20 protein-coding genes are annotated in these 18,349 nt (G+C 69.7%); 13 read left to right on the top strand and 7 right to left on the bottom strand.

Features of this window, described 5'->3' with window-relative positions:
- Nucleotide 1: 1 nt before the first annotated feature.
- From ABNQ40_RS18970 to ABNQ40_RS18995, 6 genes are all read left to right on the top strand, one after another.
- Nucleotides 2-877: a branched-chain amino acid ABC transporter permease gene (locus tag ABNQ40_RS18970; protein ID WP_109048007.1), complete on the top strand. Its 876-nt coding sequence runs from the start codon at nucleotides 2-4 to the stop codon at nucleotides 875-877.
- A 13-nt stretch (nucleotides 878-890) separates the two neighbouring features.
- A complete protein-coding gene (locus tag ABNQ40_RS18975; RefSeq protein WP_109048006.1) occupies nucleotides 891-1,838 on the top strand; it encodes a branched-chain amino acid ABC transporter permease in 948 nt (315 codons plus the stop codon).
- Complete coding sequence (locus ABNQ40_RS18980; RefSeq protein WP_109048005.1) at nucleotides 1,835-2,659, top strand: ABC transporter ATP-binding protein; 825 nt, start codon at nucleotides 1,835-1,837, stop codon at nucleotides 2,657-2,659. Before ABNQ40_RS18975 ends, ABNQ40_RS18980 begins: the two co-directional genes overlap by 4 nt.
- A gap of 12 nt (nucleotides 2,660-2,671) precedes the next feature.
- Nucleotides 2,672-3,376 (top strand): ABC transporter ATP-binding protein, encoded by a 705-nt coding sequence (locus ABNQ40_RS18985; protein WP_109048004.1) that lies wholly within the window; start codon nucleotides 2,672-2,674, stop codon nucleotides 3,374-3,376.
- Between the two features lie 51 nt (nucleotides 3,377-3,427).
- Entirely contained in the window at nucleotides 3,428-4,078 is a 651-nt protein-coding gene (gene maiA / locus ABNQ40_RS18990) for a maleylacetoacetate isomerase (protein ID WP_109048003.1), read from the top strand.
- A 160-nt stretch (nucleotides 4,079-4,238) separates the two neighbouring features.
- Nucleotides 4,239-6,818: an ATP-binding protein gene (locus ABNQ40_RS18995; RefSeq protein WP_109048002.1), complete on the top strand. Its 2,580-nt coding sequence runs from the start codon at nucleotides 4,239-4,241 to the stop codon at nucleotides 6,816-6,818.
- 9 nt (nucleotides 6,819-6,827) lie between these two features.
- Here ABNQ40_RS18995 and ABNQ40_RS19000 read toward each other — a convergent pair whose 3' ends face one another.
- Nucleotides 6,828-7,775: a DMT family transporter gene (locus ABNQ40_RS19000; RefSeq protein WP_109048001.1), complete on the bottom strand. Its 948-nt coding sequence runs from the start codon at nucleotides 7,773-7,775 to the stop codon at nucleotides 6,828-6,830.
- Nucleotides 7,776-8,022: 247 nt separating this feature from the next.
- On the opposite strand from ABNQ40_RS19000, the gene ABNQ40_RS19005 reads away from it, so the two are divergent.
- From ABNQ40_RS19005 to ABNQ40_RS19015, 3 genes are all read left to right on the top strand, one after another.
- Nucleotides 8,023-8,631, top strand: coding sequence for a hypothetical protein (locus tag ABNQ40_RS19005; protein WP_109048000.1), 609 nt, complete (start codon nucleotides 8,023-8,025; stop codon nucleotides 8,629-8,631).
- Between the two features lie 40 nt (nucleotides 8,632-8,671).
- On the top strand, nucleotides 8,672-8,857 hold the full coding sequence (locus ABNQ40_RS19010; protein ID WP_109490720.1) for a hypothetical protein: 186 nt from the start codon (nucleotides 8,672-8,674) through the stop codon (nucleotides 8,855-8,857).
- Nucleotides 8,858-9,032: 175 nt separating this feature from the next.
- The gene (locus tag ABNQ40_RS19015; protein ID WP_109047999.1) at nucleotides 9,033-9,800 is read left to right on the top strand and encodes a cold-shock protein; all 768 of its coding nucleotides are present in this window, start codon (nucleotides 9,033-9,035) and stop codon (nucleotides 9,798-9,800) included.
- Nucleotides 9,801-9,817: 17 nt separating this feature from the next.
- Here the strand turns inward: ABNQ40_RS19015 and ABNQ40_RS19020 are convergent, their stop codons facing one another.
- The 3 genes from ABNQ40_RS19020 to ABNQ40_RS19030 all read right to left on the bottom strand — a co-directional run bounded on the left by ABNQ40_RS19020 (nucleotide 9,818) and on the right by ABNQ40_RS19030 (nucleotide 11,332).
- On the bottom strand, nucleotides 9,818-10,084 hold the full coding sequence (locus ABNQ40_RS19020; RefSeq protein WP_109047998.1) for a DUF2934 domain-containing protein: 267 nt from the start codon (nucleotides 10,082-10,084) through the stop codon (nucleotides 9,818-9,820).
- A 31-nt stretch (nucleotides 10,085-10,115) separates the two neighbouring features.
- Nucleotides 10,116-10,550, bottom strand: coding sequence for a CBS domain-containing protein (locus ABNQ40_RS19025; RefSeq protein WP_109047997.1), 435 nt, complete (start codon nucleotides 10,548-10,550; stop codon nucleotides 10,116-10,118).
- Between the two features lie 110 nt (nucleotides 10,551-10,660).
- Entirely contained in the window at nucleotides 10,661-11,332 is a 672-nt protein-coding gene (locus ABNQ40_RS19030) for an NnrU family protein (protein ID WP_109047996.1), read from the bottom strand.
- Between the two features lie 148 nt (nucleotides 11,333-11,480).
- Between ABNQ40_RS19030 and ABNQ40_RS19035 the strand changes: the two genes are divergently transcribed.
- The 3 genes from ABNQ40_RS19035 (at nucleotide 11,481) to ABNQ40_RS19045 (ending at nucleotide 13,656) form a co-directional block, all read left to right on the top strand.
- Nucleotides 11,481-12,119 carry a DedA family protein gene (locus ABNQ40_RS19035; RefSeq protein ID WP_109047995.1) on the top strand — a complete coding sequence of 213 codons (639 nt, stop codon included), beginning with the start codon at nucleotides 11,481-11,483 and terminating at the stop codon, nucleotides 12,117-12,119.
- 149 nt (nucleotides 12,120-12,268) lie between these two features.
- Nucleotides 12,269-12,874 (top strand): DUF4398 domain-containing protein, encoded by a 606-nt coding sequence (locus ABNQ40_RS19040; RefSeq protein WP_109047994.1) that lies wholly within the window; start codon nucleotides 12,269-12,271, stop codon nucleotides 12,872-12,874.
- The gene (locus ABNQ40_RS19045; RefSeq protein WP_109047993.1) at nucleotides 12,871-13,656 is read left to right on the top strand and encodes an OmpA family protein; all 786 of its coding nucleotides are present in this window, start codon (nucleotides 12,871-12,873) and stop codon (nucleotides 13,654-13,656) included. Before ABNQ40_RS19040 ends, ABNQ40_RS19045 begins: the two co-directional genes overlap by 4 nt.
- 88 nt (nucleotides 13,657-13,744) lie before the next feature.
- Here ABNQ40_RS19045 and ABNQ40_RS19050 read toward each other — a convergent pair whose 3' ends face one another.
- Nucleotides 13,745-15,304, bottom strand: coding sequence for a phospholipase D-like domain-containing protein (locus ABNQ40_RS19050; RefSeq protein WP_247879573.1), 1,560 nt, complete (start codon nucleotides 15,302-15,304; stop codon nucleotides 13,745-13,747).
- Nucleotides 15,305-15,748: 444 nt separating this feature from the next.
- Here ABNQ40_RS19050 and ABNQ40_RS19055 point away from each other — a divergent pair, with 444 nt between their 5' ends.
- Entirely contained in the window at nucleotides 15,749-16,165 is a 417-nt protein-coding gene (locus tag ABNQ40_RS19055) for a hypothetical protein (protein WP_109047992.1), read from the top strand.
- A 174-nt stretch (nucleotides 16,166-16,339) separates the two neighbouring features.
- On the opposite strand, the gene ABNQ40_RS19060 is transcribed toward ABNQ40_RS19055, so the two are convergent.
- Both ABNQ40_RS19060 and ABNQ40_RS19065 read right to left on the bottom strand, forming a co-directional pair.
- Nucleotides 16,340-17,083, bottom strand: coding sequence for a gamma-glutamyl-gamma-aminobutyrate hydrolase family protein (locus tag ABNQ40_RS19060; RefSeq protein WP_109047991.1), 744 nt, complete (start codon nucleotides 17,081-17,083; stop codon nucleotides 16,340-16,342).
- A gap of 24 nt (nucleotides 17,084-17,107) precedes the next feature.
- On the bottom strand, nucleotides 17,108-18,151 hold the full coding sequence (locus ABNQ40_RS19065) for an amidoligase family protein (protein WP_109047990.1): 1,044 nt from the start codon (nucleotides 18,149-18,151) through the stop codon (nucleotides 17,108-17,110).
- Nucleotides 18,152-18,349: the final 198 nt, after the last annotated feature.

The raw sequence follows: 18,349 nt of genomic DNA on the forward strand, positions 1-18,349 counted from the left end.
GATGTTCGCGGAACTGCTGCAATATCTGCTGTCGGGGCTGACCATCGGCGCGATCTATGCGCTGGCGGGGCTCGGCTTCTCGATCATCTACAACGCCAGCCACGTCATCAATTTCGCCCAGGGCGAGTTCATCATGATCGGCGGCATGGCGTCGGCCACCCTGACCGCGTCGGGCGTGCCGCTGCCGCTGGCGATCATGATCGGCTGCGGCGGCGCCATGCTGGTCGGCGTCCTGGTGGCGAAATTCGCGGTCGAACGTGCCCGCAACGCCTCCACCGTCACGCTGATCATCATCACCATCGGCGCGTCGATCTTCCTGCGCGGCGTCGCCGAGCTGGTCTGGGGCAAGGACTTCAAGCGGCTGGATGCCTTCTCGGGCGAGACGCCGATCCAGATCATGGGCGCCTCGATGCAGCCGCAGTCGCTGTGGGTGGTGGGCACCGCGGGCGTGCTGATCGTCGCCATCGGCCTGTTCTTCGCCAGGACGCTGACCGGCAAGGCGATCCTCGCCACCTCGCACAACCGCTTGGCCGCACAGCTGGTCGGCATCGACGTGAAGCGGGTGGTGCTGGCGTCCTTCGCGCTGTCGGCGGCGTTGGGTGCGGTCGGCGGGGCGGTGGTGGCCCCCATCACCTTCTCCTACACCGAGATGGGCATCATGCTGGGGCTGAAGGGCTTCACCGCCGCGGTTCTGGGCGGGCTCGGCCACGGGCCGGGCGCCGTTGCCGGCGGGCTGATCGTCGGCATCGCCGAGGCGCTGGGCGCCGGCTACATCTCGTCGGCCTACAAGGATGCGGTGGCCTTCGTCATCATCCTTGCCGTCCTCCTCTTCATGCCGAACGGGCTGTTCGGCAAGCGCGGCACCGAACGGGTGTAAGGATTTATCCCCGATGAACGCACTCCTTCACGGGCGGCTGACCGGGCTTCTGGCGCTGAGCGCGGTGATCGCGGTCCTGCCGGCCTTCCTGCCCAACAACTTCTATCTCGACATCGCCATCCTGGCCGGCTTCAACGCCGTGGTCTGCGTCGGGCTGAACCTGCTGATCGGTTATGCCGGGCAGATCAGCCTGGGCCATGCCGGCTTCTTCGGCATCGGCGCCTACGCGTCCGGCGTGCTGGTCGGCACTTACGGCTGGCCGCCGATTGTGGCGCTGCTGGCCGGCGCCGCCTTCGTCGGGCTGCTGGCCTTCCTGGTCGCCAAGCCGATCCTGCGGCTGAAGGGCCATTACCTCGCCATGGCGACGCTCGGCATCGGCATCATCGTGTCCATCGTGCTGCGGACCGAAAGCGGCCTGACCGGCGGTCCCGACGGCATGATGGTGGAGCCGTTCAAGATCTTCGGCGTCGAGCTGTATGGCGAGAAGGTCTGGTACTGGGTGGTCGGCGTGCTGCTGGTCGGCGTGGTCTGGCTGTCGCTGAACCTGATCGACAGCCCGATGGGCCGGGCGCTCCGCGCCGTCCACGGGTCCGAGGTGGCGGCCGAGGTGGTCGGCGTCGATACCGCGCGCTTCAAGGTGATGGTCTTCGTGCTGTCGGCGGTGTTCGCCAGCGTGGCGGGCAGCCTGTTCGCCCATTACGCCGGCCTGATCACCCCGGCCAAGGCCGACTTCTTCAAGTCGATCGAGCTGGTCACCATGGTGGTGTTCGGCGGCATGGCCTCGACCTTCGGCGCCGTCGTGGGTGCGGTGGTGCTGACGCTGCTGCCGCAGGCGCTGACGATCTTCCAGGATTACCAGCAGATCGTGCTGGGCGGCATCCTGATGGCGACGATGGTGTTCATGCCCAAGGGGCTGCTTCCCACCCTGGCGACGCTGCTTCCGGCGCGGAGGCGGGCATGAAGATGCTGGCGACCACAGACCTCTCCCCGGACATGACCGCACAGGCCCGCCGCGTCGGCCCGCCGATCCTGAAGGTGGAGCATCTCAGCCGCGAGTTCGGCGGCGTGCTCGCCATCGGCGACCTCAGCTTCTCCATCGCGGCCGGCGACATCCATTCGATCATCGGGCCGAACGGTGCCGGCAAGACCACCCTGTTCAATCTGGTGACCGGCGTCTACAAGCCGTCGGGCGGCCGGGTGCTGTTCGACGGGGCCGATGTGTCGGGCATGGCGCCCTACAGGCTGGCGGCCCGCGGCATGTCGCGCACCTTCCAGAACCTGCAGATCTTCTTCAACATGACGGCGCTGGAGAACGTCATGGTGGGGCGGCACCTGCACCTGAACACCCGGCTGCTGCCGGCGCTGTTCCGTTTCCCGTCGCTGGTGCGCAAGGACCGCGAGGCGAAGGACCGGGCGGCGCAGTTGATGGCCGATGTCGGGCTGGAGAAGTACGTCGACGCCGACGCCTCCTCCATGCCCTACGGCGCGCTGAAGCGTCTGGAGATCGCCCGCGCGCTGGCGTCGGAGCCGAAGCTGCTTCTGCTGGACGAGCCGGCGGCCGGCCTGAACGCCACCGAAAGCCGCGAGATCGACGAGGTGATCAAGACGGTCGCGGCCAGCGGCGTGACCATCGTCCTGGTGGAACACGACATGAAGATGGTGATGGGCATCTCGCACCGGATCACCGCGCTGAACCAGGGCCGCATGCTGGCCGAGGGCACGCCGCAGGAGGTGGGGGCCAACCCGGACGTCATCGCCGCCTATCTCGGCGCCGCACCGTAAGGAGGGCCACCCATGCTTCTGGAGATCGAGGGCCTCAACAGCCATTACGGCCGCATCCACGCGCTGAAATCGGCCAGCCTGACCGTGCGGGAGGGCGAGCTGGTGGCGCTGGTCGGCGCCAACGGGGCCGGCAAGACGACGCTGCTGCGCACCCTGTCCGGCGTCCACCCTGCCAGCAGCGGGCGCATCACCTTCGACGGCTGCGACATCACCCGGATGAAGGCGTCGCGCCGCGTCGCCGAAGGGGTGGTGCAGGTGCCGGAGGGCCGGCAGCTGTTCGGCCCGCAGAGCGTGGAGGACAATCTCCGCCTCGGCGCCTACCGCCGGGGCAGCGGCAAGCCGGACGACGACATCGACCGGCTGTACGAGATGTTCCCGGTGCTGAAGGTCAAGCGCGACCAGCCCGCCGGCACCCTGTCGGGCGGCCAGCAGCAGATCGTCGCCCTTGGCCGCGCGCTGATGGCGAAGCCGCGCCTGCTGCTGCTCGACGAGCCCAGCATGGGGCTGGCGCCGCTGCTGGTCGCGGAGATCTTCGACGCCGTGCAGCGGCTGAAGCGCGAGGGCACCACCATCCTGCTGGTCGAGCAGAACGCCCATGCGGCACTCGCCATCGCCGACCGCGGCTATGTGATCGAGACCGGCGAGATCGTGCTGAGCGACAGCGGTGCCGCCCTGCTGAGCAACGAGCGGGTGCGGCAGGCCTATCTGGGGCTGTGATAGGGTCTGATATCCGATCATCGCCGCGACACTTCAACGGACACACGCCCCTTGAAACTCCACACCTACTTCCGTTCCTCCGCCGCCTACCGCGTGCGCATCGCCCTTAACCTGAAGGGCCTGACGCCGGACCAGGCCTTCGTCCATCTGCGCAAGGGCGAGCAGGCCAAGCCGCCCTATTCCGACCTCAACCCGGAACATCTGGTGCCGGCGCTGGAGGTCGACGGGCCGGACGGTCATCATGTGCTGACCCAGTCGCTCGCCATCATCGAGTATCTGGACGAGACGCATCCCACCCCGGCGCTGCTGCCGGCCGACCCGCTGGGCCGGGCGCGGGTGCGGGCGCTGGCGCTGGCGGTTGCCTGCGACCTTCATCCGCTGAACAATCTGCGGGTGCTGAACCACCTGAAGACCATGGGCCACAGCCAGGAGGAGGTCGACGGCTGGTACCGGCACTGGATCGCCGTCGGCCTGACCGCGCTGGAGGCGCAGCTGGCCGGCGATCCGCGCACCGGCCGCTTCTGCCATGGCGACGAGCCCGGTCTGGCCGACATCCTGCTGGTGCCGCAGATGGCGAACGCCCGCCGCCTGGACTGCCCGCTGGACGGCTATCCCACGCTGCTGCGCATCGACGCAGCCTGCCGCGCCCTGCCGGCCTTCGCCGCCGCCCTTCCGGACCGCCAGCCCGACGCCGAGGCCTGAAACGTTGCCGCCTGCCGGCATCGCAAGCCCGACCTTTGTCCCCGCCAGATCACATGTCTCCCGTTGGTGTTAGCGGTTTCGCGACATCCTTCCGTGGTATAGAGGTAACGGGAAATCGGGTGGGGACGGCGGCCGGGCGATGTTAGGCAACTTCTCTTCGATGGCGTACGATCTTGCCGAGAACATCGCGGCGAGCGCCTTCGTCGTTCTTGCCTACACGTTTCTGATCCGCCGCTCCGGCGGCTGGAGCCTTTACACCCGCCAGATCGTCTTCGGCGCGGTGATGGCGCTGACCGCCATCTTCTCGATGGTCCACCCCATCCATATCGGGCCGGGCATCTTCATCGACGCGCGGGCTCCGCTGATCGGGCTGAGCGCGCTGTTCGGCGGTCCGCTGTCCTCCGCCATCACCGCCGTGACGGTCGCGGGATACCGCATGTTCCTGGGCGGGGTGGGGATGGAGGCCGGCGTCGCCAACGCGTTGCTGTCGTTCCTGACCGGCGTCGGCTTCGCGATGTGGTCGAAGCGGCGCGGGGTGGCGATGGGCGTCGGTCCGCTGCTGGGCTTCGGGCTGCTGCTGACGCTGCTGTCGACATCGACCCTGCTGCTGCTGCCCACGTGGGACCTTGCCTTGCAGGTGGGGCAGCGCACTGCGCCGGCGCTGCTGGCCATCATCCCGCTCGGCACCCTGTTCCTGGGCGGCCTGCTGCTGCGCGAGCAGCGCCAACACGACGCCGAACGGCGGTTGGGCGAGAGCGAGGCGCGGTACCGCCTGCTGGCCGACAACGCCACCGACATGATCCTGGAGATGAAGGCCGACGGGGCGGTGCACTACCTGTCGCCGTCGGTGCGCGACATTCTGGGCCACGATCCGGCGGAGATCGTCGGCACCGCCCCGGCCAACCTGCTGCACCCGGACGATCTGGAGAGTGCGGCGATGGCCTTCGCCGGGTTGCAGCCGGGATCGCCCCCCGTCACCTTCACCCACCGGCTGCGCCACCGCGACGGCCACTACCTGTGGGTCGAGTCCAGCATGCGGCCGACGGTGGGGTCCGACGGCGGCTTCGTGGTGGTCGGCGTGGTGCGCGACGTGACCGAGCGCAAGCGCTACGAGGAGGAACTGTCCGCCGCCCGCGCCGAGGCGGAGGCGGCCAACCGCGTGAAGTCGGAATTCCTGGCGTCGATGAGCCATGAGATCCGCACACCGCTGAACGGCGTCATCGGCTTCGCCGACCTGCTGCTCGGCACCGAGCTGACGGCGGAACAGCGCCAGTATGTGTCGCTCCAGCGCGAGGCTGGGCGCGGGCTGCTGGCGATCATCGGCGACATCCTGGATTATTCGAAGATCGAGGCCGGCAAGCTGGAATTGGAGGAGCGCGCCTTCGACCTGCACCGGCTGCTGCGCGACTGCCGCGACCTGATGAGCAATGCCGCCTCGCAGAAGGGGCTGCTGCTGCAATTGTCGCTGGGCGGCACCGTTCCGCGCTATGTCCGCGGCGACGAGGCGCGCATCCGCCAGATCCTGCTGAACCTCGTCGGCAATGCGGTGAAATTCACCGAACGCGGCTCGGTGCTGGTGTCGGCCGGGCTGCTGTCGGGCCAGGGGGGCGGCGAGGGGGAGGCCCTTCCGGCGGCGCATGTGCGGCTTTCGGTCAGCGACACCGGCCCCGGCATCCCGGCGGCCGATCAGGCCAACCTGTTTCAGCGTTTCAGCCAGGGCGACCGCTCCACCACCCGGCGCTACGGCGGTACCGGGCTCGGCCTCATCATCTCCAAGCAACTGTCGGAGCTGATGGGCGGTCATATCGGGGTGCAAAGCAGTCCGGGGGTGGGCAGCACCTTCTGGTTCGAACTGCCGCTGCCGGTCGCCACCGCGCCGGGGTTGCCCACCGTCGAGCGGAAAAACGCGGTACCGACCCGCAGTGCCCGCATCCTGCTGGCCGAAGACGTGCCGATGAACCAGATCGTCACCTCCTCCATCCTCTGCAAGGCCGGCCATACGGTCGAGGTGGCGGAGGACGGCATCCTGGCGGTGGAGGCGATGCGCCGGGGAGAGTTCGACCTCGTCCTGATGGACATGCAGATGCCGCGGATGGACGGCTTGCAGGCGACTGCGGCGATCCGTCAGCTTGGCGGGCGGCGCGGCGCCGTGCCCATCATCGCGCTGACCGCCAACGCGCTGACCGATCAGCTCCAGCTTTGCCTGGATGTCGGCATGAACGACCATGTGACCAAGCCGATCGAGCGCGACACGCTGCTGTCCGCGGTCGGCCGCTGGCTCGACGCCGGGATGGATGGGGCCAGCATGGATGGGGCCTTGCCGGAGGGGGATGCCGTGGAAGAGGCGACGGTGCTGGCCGGGGTGGCGACGGTGTCGGACAGCGCACCGGTGCTGAACCGCGCCACGCTGGACACGCTGGCCGAAACGCTGGGCGCGGACGTGCTGCCCCGCTTCATCGCCGGAACCTTGGCCGAGCTGGCCCTGCGTACCGACCGCATCAGCGAGGCGGACTCGTCGAAGGCCGCTGCGGCCGACGCCCATGCCATGGTGTCGCTGGCCGGCAATGTCGGCCTATTGGAACTGTCGCGCACCGCCCGCAAGCTTCAGCATGCCTGCGAGCAGCAATGGCCGGACGAGCCGGTGCTGAAAGCCGACCTGCGCGATGCCGTCAACCGCGCCTCCTCGGCGCTTCAGGCGGCGCTGCCCACGCTGGGCGTGGCGGTGGAAACGGCCCGCTGAGCCGCCTTCCTATCTGTTGACGATCAGGGCGACGCCGGCCACCGCGACCGCGGCGCCGGCCCAGGCGCCCAGCGACGGGCGCTGGCCGGTCAGCAGCCACATCATCGGCAGGATCAGGACCGGGCTGAGCGCCGACAGGGTGGCGACCACCCCGGCATTGCCGTGGGCGAGCCCGACCAGCAGCAGCGTCATCCCCAGCCCGACGCCGAGCAGCCCGTTGCCGGCGATCTGCAGCATCAGCTTGGGCGTCAGCCCGCGGGGGACCAGCAGCCCGCCGAGCCCACCGGCACCTGCCACCGCCGCGCCACCGTTAACCCCGGCGCGAACCCCCTCGCGAACCGCCGACAGCACGCCGATGGCCGTGAACATCAGGGCCGCCGTGGTGACCCGCACCGCGGCCGACGCGATCGGATCGGCGCCCGCCGTCATCACCGGTTTGGCGATGATCGAGCCGGCGGCCTGACCGACCGCCGCCAGCAGGCAGACCGAAACGCCGGCCAGCAAATTGCCCTGGATCGCCTCCCAGCTGTGGGTGGAGCCGGAGCGCAGGGCCACTGCCAGCATCACCCCCAGCGTGACCAGCCCCACGCCCAGAACGGTCCACGGCCCCAGCGCCTCCCCCAGCAGGGCATAGGCCAGCAGGGCGGTCAGCGGCGCGTTGGCGGCATAGATCACCACGTTGCGGCGCGGCCCCAGGCGGCTGAGCGACCAGAACAGCGCCATGTCCCCCACCACGATCCCCAGAAGCCCCGAGAGCGCCAGCGTCAGCGCGGCCCCGGTGTCCAGCGTCTGCCAGCCGCCCAGCAGGGTGGTGGCGACCAGCAGGGCCGCGGCGACGATGGTCAGGCGCACGCGGTTGAAGGCGATGGAGCCGAGCACCCGCACCGGTCCGATGGCGATCAGGCCGCCCGCGGCCCAGCACAGCGCCGCGCCCAGCGCGGCCATGTTGGCGATCATGATGGAAATGCGGACCGTCGGTTGAGGAGGGGGACAGGCACTCTACAGCCAAGGCCCTCTGCCTGCGAAATGAGCAAGATGCATGGCCGGGCAGATCTTCGACCGGTCCGCCGGAACCGTGCCCGGTCCAAGACCGTTGATTCCATCGGAACACGCCCCTGAGCGGGATCGCCATGGGCGTGACCGGATGGACATGGTCAACCCGAGGGGTCAACCCCGAGGAGCCAAGCCGAGGAGCACGCGACCGATGCGGACAAATTTCACAAGGTTCGGCCCCGTCGCCCTCGTCATGGCGGCCGGGCTCCTCGCCGCCCAGGGGGCGGCGGCCCAGACGGATGCCGCGGCCCAGGCGAGTTGCGGCGCGATGGTGGACCAGTTCGCTGCCGATCTCGGTCTGTCGACCGAACCGCCGCCGGTCGCCGTCCCCGGTCCTGGTGGCGGTACCGGCACGCCCGGCCTGTCGGGTTCCACCCCGCGCGACGAACCTGGGTCCGGCAGCGGCAGCGACCGGCTCGCCCAATCAGGCGGCATGGTGGCGCCTCCCGCCGTCGGCGACCGGTCGGTGGTCGAACCGCCGGCCATCGGCAGCAACATGCCGACCGCTCCGTCCATCAGTCCCCAGAGCAGTTCGCAAGCCGGCCGCCAGGCCAATTCGCGGACGCCGCCTGACAGCGGTCCGGGCGGCTCCGGCGGCGGCGATGGGCTGATGGGGCAGGCGGCGCGGAACGCCCAGGTGGAATCGCTGGTCACCGCCGCCCGCAGCGCCGCCCGCGACGGCGACGAGACCCGCTGCATGACCAGCCTGAACGATGCCCGGCGCCTGTCCCGGACCGCCCCCGGCGGTCATGGCGGCTGATGACATCGATTGCCTTATCAATGATTTTGAGGAACCGCGCATGATCTTCGAACTTGGACCCTATCCGCCCTCGCCGCCGCGCGAACCGTCTGTGCCGGATGACTCGATGCCGGTGCCGGGCGATCCGGCGCGTCCGCCGCTGGGAGAACCGCCGGGCCCGATCCCGGTTCCGCCGCGCGAGCCGCCGCCGGCGCCGGACCGCCTGATGGACCGCCTGATGGGTTGAGGCTCGTCCATCGGCCCCCCTTGGGGTGTGATTTAACGGCCTGTCCGGCTTATTCGGAGCGGTCCCGACTTGCCAAGAGCGCGCGGACGGGCGATGTGTCAGGGGTTGGCGTCCACCGGTCCATGAGATGGACCGGCAAGGGCGCCGCTTATGTTTGCCGGAGTTCGGGTTTCCCATGCACAATCAGCCGCCCCGCAGCCACGTCTATCGCCAGCCCAACGTCGTCGCCACCCAGGTGACGGCCACCGTGAAATGGTTCAACCCCGAACGTGGCTACGGCTTCGTCAAGGTCGGCGACAGCGGCAAGGACGCCCTGCTGCCGGCCTCGCTCGTCGTGCCCGCCGGCCACACAACCCTGCCGGACGGCGCCACCGTGGTCGTCGACCTCGTCGAGGATCGCAAGGGCCAGCAGGTCAGCGTCCTGCATTCCGTCGACCTCTCCACCGCCACGCCGGCCCGTCCGCAGGGGCGCGAGCGCAGCTTCGGGGACCGCGGGGATCGGGGCTTCGGTGACCGGGGTGGGGATCGGGGCTTCGGTGCGCGCCGCGATGCCGGCGGTCCGCGCGACCGGGGCTTCGGCGACCGTGGTGGTGATCGTGGCGGCTTCCAGAGCCGCAACCAGGATCGCGGTTTCCAGGATCGGGGCTCCGACCGTGGCTTCCAGGACCGGAGCCAGGACCGTGGCTTCCAGGATCGTGGTGGCCCCCGCCGGCCGCAGCAGGCCAGCGGTCCGACCAGCGAGATGGGCGCCACGGTGAAGTGGTTCAACGGCGGCAAGGGCTATGGCTTCGCGCAGCCCGACGACGGCGGGCGCGACGTCTTCATTCCGGCCCGTGCGCTGGAGAGCGCCGGCCTGCGCGGGCTGGATGACGGGCAGCGCGTGCGCATGACCGTCCGCCAGGGCGAAAAGGGCATGGAAGCGGTCAGCCTCAAGATCGAGTGACCGCCTCCATCCGGTGATCAGTTGTCCGATGGCACCGAGGACTGGCCCAGATGCGCCGCCGCTTCCCGCTGGTTGCGGGCGGCGGCGTCATCGGGAACGGCCAGCCCGGCATCCGGGCTGTTGACGCGAGGACCGCCGGAGTTGCGGCGGTCCTCCTCCTCGATCTCGCGGGCGGCCTGCGCCCAATGGTCGAGATGGCGGTCGTCGGGCCGCCCCTCCTCTTCCCAAAGCCGATAGGCCCGTTCACGGACCCGCGGGTCATCCGGACCCGATGTCTGTTCCATGATGGTCGGTTCCTGTTGTCGAGGAGGCCGCTCAGGTCCGGTCCGGCTCGGAGGGGGAGGAAATCCGTTCCAGCGTGTCCTGGACCGCACGGTCGTTCTTGGCATCTGTGGCAAGGTCTCCCAGCGAGACGATGCCGGTCAGCCGGTCGTTGCGGTCCACCACCGGCACCCGCCGGATCTGCTGGCCCGCCATCAACTGGGTCACGCTGCCGACCGGGTCGTCCTCGTAGCAATAGCGGGGATTGGCGGTCATCACCTCCGACACCTTGCAGCGGTCGGGCTGCTTTCCGGCGGAGATCGCCCGGATGGTGATGTCGCGGTCGGTGACGACGCCGACCAGATCCCGCCCTTCGCAGACGGGCAGGATGCCGACGTTCAACTGGTCCATCAATTGCGCGGCCCGGCGGATGCTGTCGTCGGGCCGTACCGTCTGCACGTCGCGGGTCATGATCTCGCGGATTTTCATGCGGGGGCTTCCTGAAGCAATGGCGGGGAGAGCAGCGGCGAGGGCAGGCTGGAGGTGGTACGCGGTACTCGTGTCCCGTCCTCAACAGATGCACCGGTCCGCCGTCCCGCTCAACCTACCCAGTAGAGTGGATCCACCCCGAAGAGCAGGGGGTGCAGCATCAGCATTCCACCATAAGCGGCAAGCCCGCCGATCAGTCTTGCCGGTCCCATCTCCGCCAGTCCGCGCAGCGCTCCGCGCCAGCCCTGCGGCCCGGTCAGCGGCAAAAGCGAGGTCTCGTCCCGGTAGGCGCGGCCGGCGGGGCTGCGGCGCAGCACGATCTCGTTCTTCACCAGCGCGAACAGGGCGATGGCCGCCATGGTGCCGAACAGCAGCACCCGGCGCCCGTCGCCGGTGGCGTTCAGGTGCGCGCATGCCCACAGCAGCAGCGCCAGGCTGCCCGGCGCGCGGGACAGGCGGTAGATGCCGCGGGGCGGGTTCGGCGCGCCCTGGCTGCCGAAGCGGGTGGTGACGCGGGCGACCAGCAGCAGGAAGACGACGGGCATAACCGTCGCCACCAGCGGGGCCGCCCAGTCGAAGGGGGTGAACACCACATCCCCGCCGTCGGCGGCGCGGTAGGCCAGCACGAACAGGGCCAGCGTCAGCAGCGAGCCGACGGAATGGATCGTCACGAAGCCGCCGCGGCCGAGCCGGGCGATCAGGGCGGGCCGCACCCCCGGCCAGGACGGCAGGGCATGGCTGAGGAACAGCAGGGCGGCGGCAAGGGCGAGGGATGCGGTCATGATGGAGACACTGAACCGTGTACGAACGGCCTTTGCCTTGATTGGGGTCAAGATTGGCATCAAGGGGGATGGAAAAACGGGGAACGCCGGCAAGGTCCGCACGGTTCACTGGAGACGGCTTTCTTCTCCCCGACCCCCTGTGGACCCAATGACCGAGTGGATCATCCAGATCGTGCAGCAGTTCGGCTATCTCGGCATCTTCCTGATGCTGATCCTGGCCCGCGTGCTGCCGCCGGTGCCGGCGGAGACGGTGATCCCGCTGGCCGGCATGGGGGCCGCGACAGGAGAGTTCAACCTGCTGCTGGTGGCGCTGGCCGCCGGGGCGGGGTCGGCGGTGGGGGAGCTGGTGTGGTACCTGCCGGCCCATTGGATGGGGCGTGAGCGGTTCGAAGCCTTCCTCCGCCGCCACGGCCATTGGCTGACGGTGAAGCCCGAGCAGGTCCACCGCGCCACCGAATGGTTCGCCCGGCGCGGCGGCGTCGCCGTTCTGCTGTGCCAGCCGCTGCCGGGGCTGCGCACGCTGATCTCGGTTCCCGCCGGGGCCTGCGGGCTGCCGATGGCGGTGTTCCTGCTCTATGCCGCCGCCGGGGCGGCGCTGTGGTCTCTGGTGCTGGCCGGCACCGGCTATCTGGTGCGGGTCGGCTTTCCCTGGATCGCCGACTGGATGGTGCCGGGGGCGCTGGTGCTGTTCATCGTCCTGCTGGCCGCCTATGTGCTGCGGCTGGTCCGCCACCGGCGTGACAACCGCCGGGCGGAGCGTGATGGGGTTTCGCGCAGCGGCGGCTGAACCGGCGCGGAACCTTCGCCCCGGCTGGTGCGTTTGAGGCGCGAGACGTCCCGAAAGGACATGGCCGAAGGGGCATGGCTTGAGGGGGACACGACCTTGGCCCGCCCCCGGTTTCCGGCGTGAAGCCCGATCCGAAAGGAACCGACCAGATGACCCGCAAATCCGCAATGACGAACCGGTGGCGAGCCGCCGCCGTGCTGTCGGCGGCGCTCGGCATGGCCGCCTGCGCTTCCGACGTGCCGCCGCCCACCGCCCAGCTCGGCGCCGCGTCCCAGGCGGTGCAGGAGGCCGAGCGCGCCAACGCCCTGCAATACGCTCCGGTGGCGTTGCAGAGCGCCCGCGACAAGCTGGCCTCCGCCGACAAGGCCATGCGCGCCGACGAGCGCACCCGCGCCCGCCGCCTCGCCGAGGAGGCCCGCGTCGATGCCGAACTGGCGACGGTGACCTCGCAGCGCGCGGTGACCCAGCAGGCCGCCACCGCGGTGGCCAAGTCCGCGGTCCCCAACACTCCGCGGTCGGCCGCCGCGCCGGACGTGGCGCCGGTCTATAGCGGGTCGACGCTTGGCAGCACGCCGTCCGGCGGGGCCGGCTATGGCGGTTCCGGGATGAGCGGCTCCAGCTACCCGGCTCCGTCCGCGGTTCCGCCGGCACCGGCCGGTTCGCTCGGCACGGTGGGTGGTTCGGTGGGCGGCTCGGGCGTCGGGACCAGCGGCGGCAACAGCTGGGGCTACAGCTATCCGGAGGTGCGTCAATGACCGCGTTCGCTTCCCGCAGCATCCCCGTTTTCTCGGGCCTCATCCTCGCGGGTCTCGGCCTCGGGCTGGCCGGTTGCGCCACCCAGCCCACCGACAGCGCCGCCCTGACCCAGGCGCGGCAGGATTACAGCCTCGCCGCCGCCAACCCGCAGGTCGCCGGCAACGCCCCGCTTCAGCTGCGTGACGCCGAGACGGCCTTGCGCCGTGCCGAGGCGATGCGCGACCAGGGCGCCGATGCCGCCGAGGTCGATCATCAGGCCTACATCGTCAGCCGCCGGGTGCAGATCGCCCAGGAGACGGCCGGGGTGAAGGGCGCCCAGACCGTGGTCGCCAATGCCGACACCTACCGCCTCCAGGCCCGTAACACCGAGCTGGAGCAGCAGCTGCGCGACCTCCAGGCGCAGCGGACCGAGCGCGGTCTGGTCATGACGCTGGGCGACATCCTGTTCGCCACCGGCCGGGCGGAGCTGACCCCCGGCGCCTATGAGCGCATCGACCGGCTCGCCCAGTTCCTGCAATCCCAGCCCGGCCGCACCATCCGGATCGAGGGCCACACCGACAGCACCGGCAGCGACACCACCAACCTGCGCCTGTCGGAGGCCCGCGCCAACTCCGTCCGCGACGCCCTGACGATGCGTGGCGTCTCGCCGTCGCGCATCGTCACCCAGGGCATGGGCGAGGCGCAGCCCGTTGCCGCCAACAACACCGACGCCGGCCGCCAGCAGAACCGCCGCGTCGAGATCGTCATCTCCGACAACGGACGCGTCGCGGAAACGCGGTAAGTCCAGGCATGGAAATCCCCTCTTCCGCCGCAGGAGAGGGGATTCCGGAAAGCGGGCCCGCTCCTTGCGTGACGGTCAGTCGTGACGGTCAGTCGCGCGCGGGGCGGGCTTTTTCGCGTCCGCTCCGGATCACGCTCCAGGCTCCGGCAGCCAGCCCGACCGTCAGCAGAGCGGCGGCAGCGGCGCGCAGGGCGGAGCGCGGCGGCGGCGGCAGACGCTTCCACGGCGCCCAGGCCTCGTTCGGGTCGTCGGGGTCGGCGATGCGCAGGGCGGCGAAGGCCTGTTCGGTCAGGCTGGGGTCGCTGGCGGGCAGTTCGGCGAGCCGGCGGCCGGACTGCGGGCAGAGCCGGTCGATGGCGACGACGAGGGAGCCGGCCGCCTGGATCTCCGCCTCCAGCCGGGTCCGGTCGATGCCCATATGCTCGGCCAGCAGGCGGTTGCGCACGCCCATGATCGCGGCCTCCGCGCTGGTCCGTTGCGGCCCATGCTCCCGCGGCGCCTCGATGGTCAGGTCGCATTCACTGTCGTAGCCCATCGAGCGGTTGTTCAGGTTGGACGAGCCGATGCGCAGCAGACGGCCGTCCACCGCCACCACCTTGGAATGGACGATCACCGGCCCGCCGCCCTCCGTCACCGGGGTCAGGGCGCGCAGCCGGCCGTAGCGGTCGGCCTCGCGCAGGCAGCGCAAGGCCACCGAGCGCGGCGTGTCCATCGCCATGCGGTCGAACCAGCTCGGGCTTTCCATCGACACCACCAGCACCACCTCCGGCCCGTCGGGCTCGGTCAGCCGGCGGGCCAGCGCCTCGGCGACGCGGGCGGAGGCGAAATACTGGTTTTCCAGATAGATGGTGCGCTCGGCCTCGGCGATGGCGGCGAAGGTCAGCGCCTCGCTCTCGCGGATCGCCGGACGCTCGTCGATTTCCGGCACGGTGCGGGAGATGCCGATCCGCGCATCCGTCAGGATCGGGCTGGCGCAGTCGGGCAGCGGGCAGTCCGGCCAGGGATCCTGATCGGCTTGGTCGGTGTCGGGCGGCGGGCAGGGCTCCAGCACCTCGCTGGTGGCGCAGCGCCAGCGCTCCCTCGCGAGTTCTGACAGGGCACGGGCGGCATCGCCGTCGACCATCATCATCACGTCGTGGCGCGGGCCATAGGGCTCGCCGTTCGGGCAGCGGCGGCGCGGGTCGTCATCAAGATGCTCCGACGTGTCCCAGCGGTCGAAGGAGAAGTCCATGCCGCCGCAGAAAGCCAGGGCATCGTCGATCACCAGCAGCTTCTGGTGCTGGGCGGCGCCGACCGGCAGTTCCCCGTCGAGCCGGGCATTCAGCCGGCGGCCGGTGCTGCGGTCCAGCCGCTCCAGCGGCTCATGCGGATGGTCGAGCGCGATGGGAAAGGGCATGTCCCATTTCAGTGCCCGCACATGCAACCCGGGCCGCGACCGCATCAGCCGGGCGAGGAAGCGGCCCAGCGTCTCGTGGCTTTCGGGATCCAGGCGCATGCGCGGGTCGATGTCCCAGCCGACCAGCAGGATCGACCGCTTCGCCTGTTCCATGGCGGTGCGGGCGGCGACGAAGTAATCGGCGCCGTCGACCAGCACCGCCACCCGCCCGGCACGCTCGGTCCGCCAGCAGGTCAGGCCGGGACGGAGCACCGGGTCGGACGTTCCGATGCCAGTGGAAGGGTCGGGGGGCCTCGGGGACATGCCGAAATCATAGGTTCCGGAATGATGGGTGGCATCCTGGGAGGCGTCGGGCACGGCTGGAACCCTCATTGAAAACGCGTCGGGAGGAGGCTTTGCACGGACCACCCGCCTCGCGGCTTGAACCCTATGGCGCGCCTGTTGTTCCCGCCTCGCCGGCTGTGCGTCGGGGGCTCGCCGAAGGAACCCGCCGGGCGCGTTCTTGCCCCTCTTTTGCCGGCGTTTTTCCAAAAAAAGCGCATGGACCGACCGAGATCATGCCCCGATTGCCCTGTTCTAAACCCATGAAAGACAAAGACGCCCTGGCCGGACGCCGATTGTGGCTCCAAGCACGGCGTCCGTCCCGTTCCAAAGACGCCCAAATGCGAGGCGTTGCCACCATGAAGGAGTTCGAGGATGCGTAACCTGATGATCGGTGCTGTTTCGGCAGTTCTCCTGATGGCCGCCCCGGCCATGGCCCAGACCGCTCAGCAAGCCAACCCCGGCGCCGTCAAGGGCAGCGGCGCATACACCACCGCTCCGAGCAGCACCACCAACGTCGGACCGGACGGCATCGTCCACACCCCGCCGGGCGCCACCACCTCGCCGTCGGCCGGCTCCACGACCGGCGGTGCGGGCATGTCGGGTTCGACCGGCACCACCGGCACCATGTCGGGCTCCTCGACGTCGCCGGTGCCGGGTGTGACCACCGCCCCGTCGGGCATGGGCAACAACACCGGCAGCAACGTTCCGCGCGACAACCAGACCGCAACCGGCACCCACTGCCCGCCGGGCACCCCGAACTGCGGCCCGGACAACGGCGGCAGCCAGTAACACCCCTACTGCGGCAACAGCGCGGGCGCCCCGGAGCCATCCCTCCGGCGGCGCCCGCGTCGTTTTCGGTCTCGCGATCCGTCTGAGTCGGATATGCAGCCGGGTGCTGCTGCGCCGACGGGATCAGCCTGTGAAGATCAGTTTGAGTCGAAGATCAGTCTGAGGTTGCGGGCATCAGCCGGATGCGCGGACCGACCGGCGGGACGGAATTTCCATGAAGTCGTCCAGCGGCGCGGTTCCGGCGGCGGTGTCGACCAGACGGCGGAACAGTGCCTGCTGCCGGCTGTCGGCGACCAGATATTCCGGATGCCACTGCACGCCGATCATGAAGGGCTCGTTCGGCGCCTCGATGCCCTGGACGACGCCGGCGCGTTCGCGGGCGACGACGCGCAGACCGTCGCCGACGCGGTCGACCGACTGGTGGTGCAGGGCGTTCACACGGCATTCGGCGATGCCGAGGATGCGGTAGAGCCGGCTGTCCGGCTCTATACGGATGCGCTTGCGCGGTAGCACGGTGCGCATGTGCGGCGCTTCGTCGTAGACCTCGTGGATGTCGACGTGGAGCGAGCCGCCGCGGTGGACGTTGATCATCTGAGAGCCGCGGCAGATTCCCAGAACCGGTAGTCCGATCTTGGCGGCGCAGTCCAGCGCCAGCATCTCCAGCCGGTCGCGTTCGGGATCGATGCGGATGTGCGGGCGGGCGGATTCGCCGTAGAGCGAGGCGTCGATGTCGTCGCCGCCGCCGACGACCAGCGCGTCCAGCCGGTCGATGGGGAAGGGTGACTCGGCGGTGATGCGGACCGACGATGCTCCGGCCCGCCACAGGGCAAGCCGGTTGGCCATGGCGGCGATGCGGCTGCCATGGATCGAGGCGGTGATGCCGACCAGCGGCCGGGACCTGCCGACGATGGCTGCCATGGAAAACTCCCTCAGAAAACTCCCTCAGCCGGCCTGACGGGCGGGGTCGTCGACCCCATCGACGTGCCCGGCCATGTCTGCCCCAGCATCCGCCTCAGCGCCGTGAATGCCCGGATTGGCGGCCAGCATGGCGTCGATGCGCTCGGCCCAGCCCTCGAGCTGCTGCGCCTCGGCTACCCGGCGGTACTCGGTGCCGAGGCCGTCCAGCAGGGCGCGGTCGGCGGCCAGCCGCTCCACCGCCACCCAGCGGTTCCAGTCGGCGGCGAGCGACCAGCTGGGGTCGCTCAGCCGCGCGTTCGGCAGCCGGTAATGGAAGGTCGGGCGTGGCCGGATATGCGGATCCTCCATCGCCGCCGCCAGACGGTCGCGGTCGAGATGGGCGAACAGCGGGAACAGGTCCAGCTCGCGGTTGCGGGTGGGGTTGTCGGCCAGATAATCGTCGATCAGCCCGCCCAGGTCGGGACGATAGGCGGGATCGACGACCTTGGCGGCATAGGGCGTCGGGAAGGCGGCGATGAAGCCTGACAGGCGCCGGGTGACGTCGACGCGGATCTCCCGCCGCAGCCAGGGGGCCAGCAGCAGGAACGCCTTCAGCATGTCCAGCAGGTAATCGCCATCGGTCCGCGCCACCTCCGGATTGAAATGCAGGCCGAAGGCGAACAGCGGGCTGGCCTCCGTTCCGGCGGCGCCCAGCGCGCGCAGGCGGGCGACCATCTCCTCCAACTCCGGCATCTGCTCCACCGTCACCGGCGGGGCGGCGATCTCGAAGGGCATCACCAGACTGCCGATGTTGCCCCACAGCGGCCGCAGCGGGTCGAGGATCGCCGCACCCCCCTTGCCCTTGTGGGCGGAGCGCATGTCGAGTTCGACCGTGAAATCGCCGAGCCGCGTTTCCGTCACCAGACATCGGTGCGGGTTCTCGACGGTGACGCTGCCGCCGAACAGCCGGTGCACGCAGGCCGCGGCCGACGGTGCATCCAGATCGGCGAATTCAAGTTCCACCCCCACGCGGCGCGGCGTGCCCTGGGACGTGGTGCGGAGCGGGGGGAGGAGGAAGGGTGTGGTCATTGCAAGGCTTCAACAGCCCATCCCGCAGCCTGTTCCATCGATGGAGCAGCATCAGAATTCCAGTTGCATGGGAAGTCCTTGAACACTGCAACGACGCGAATTCAAGCAGGCTGCGGGACATATCCCTTTCGACCGTAACCACTCGATGGTGGTATGTTTTGGTTTTTGATGTAAATGCTCTGCAGTTGGCGGCAAATT

Source organism: Azospirillum sp. A23, assembly GCF_042938965.1.
Taxonomy (GTDB): Bacteria; Pseudomonadota; Alphaproteobacteria; order Azospirillales; family Azospirillaceae; genus Azospirillum; species Azospirillum melinis.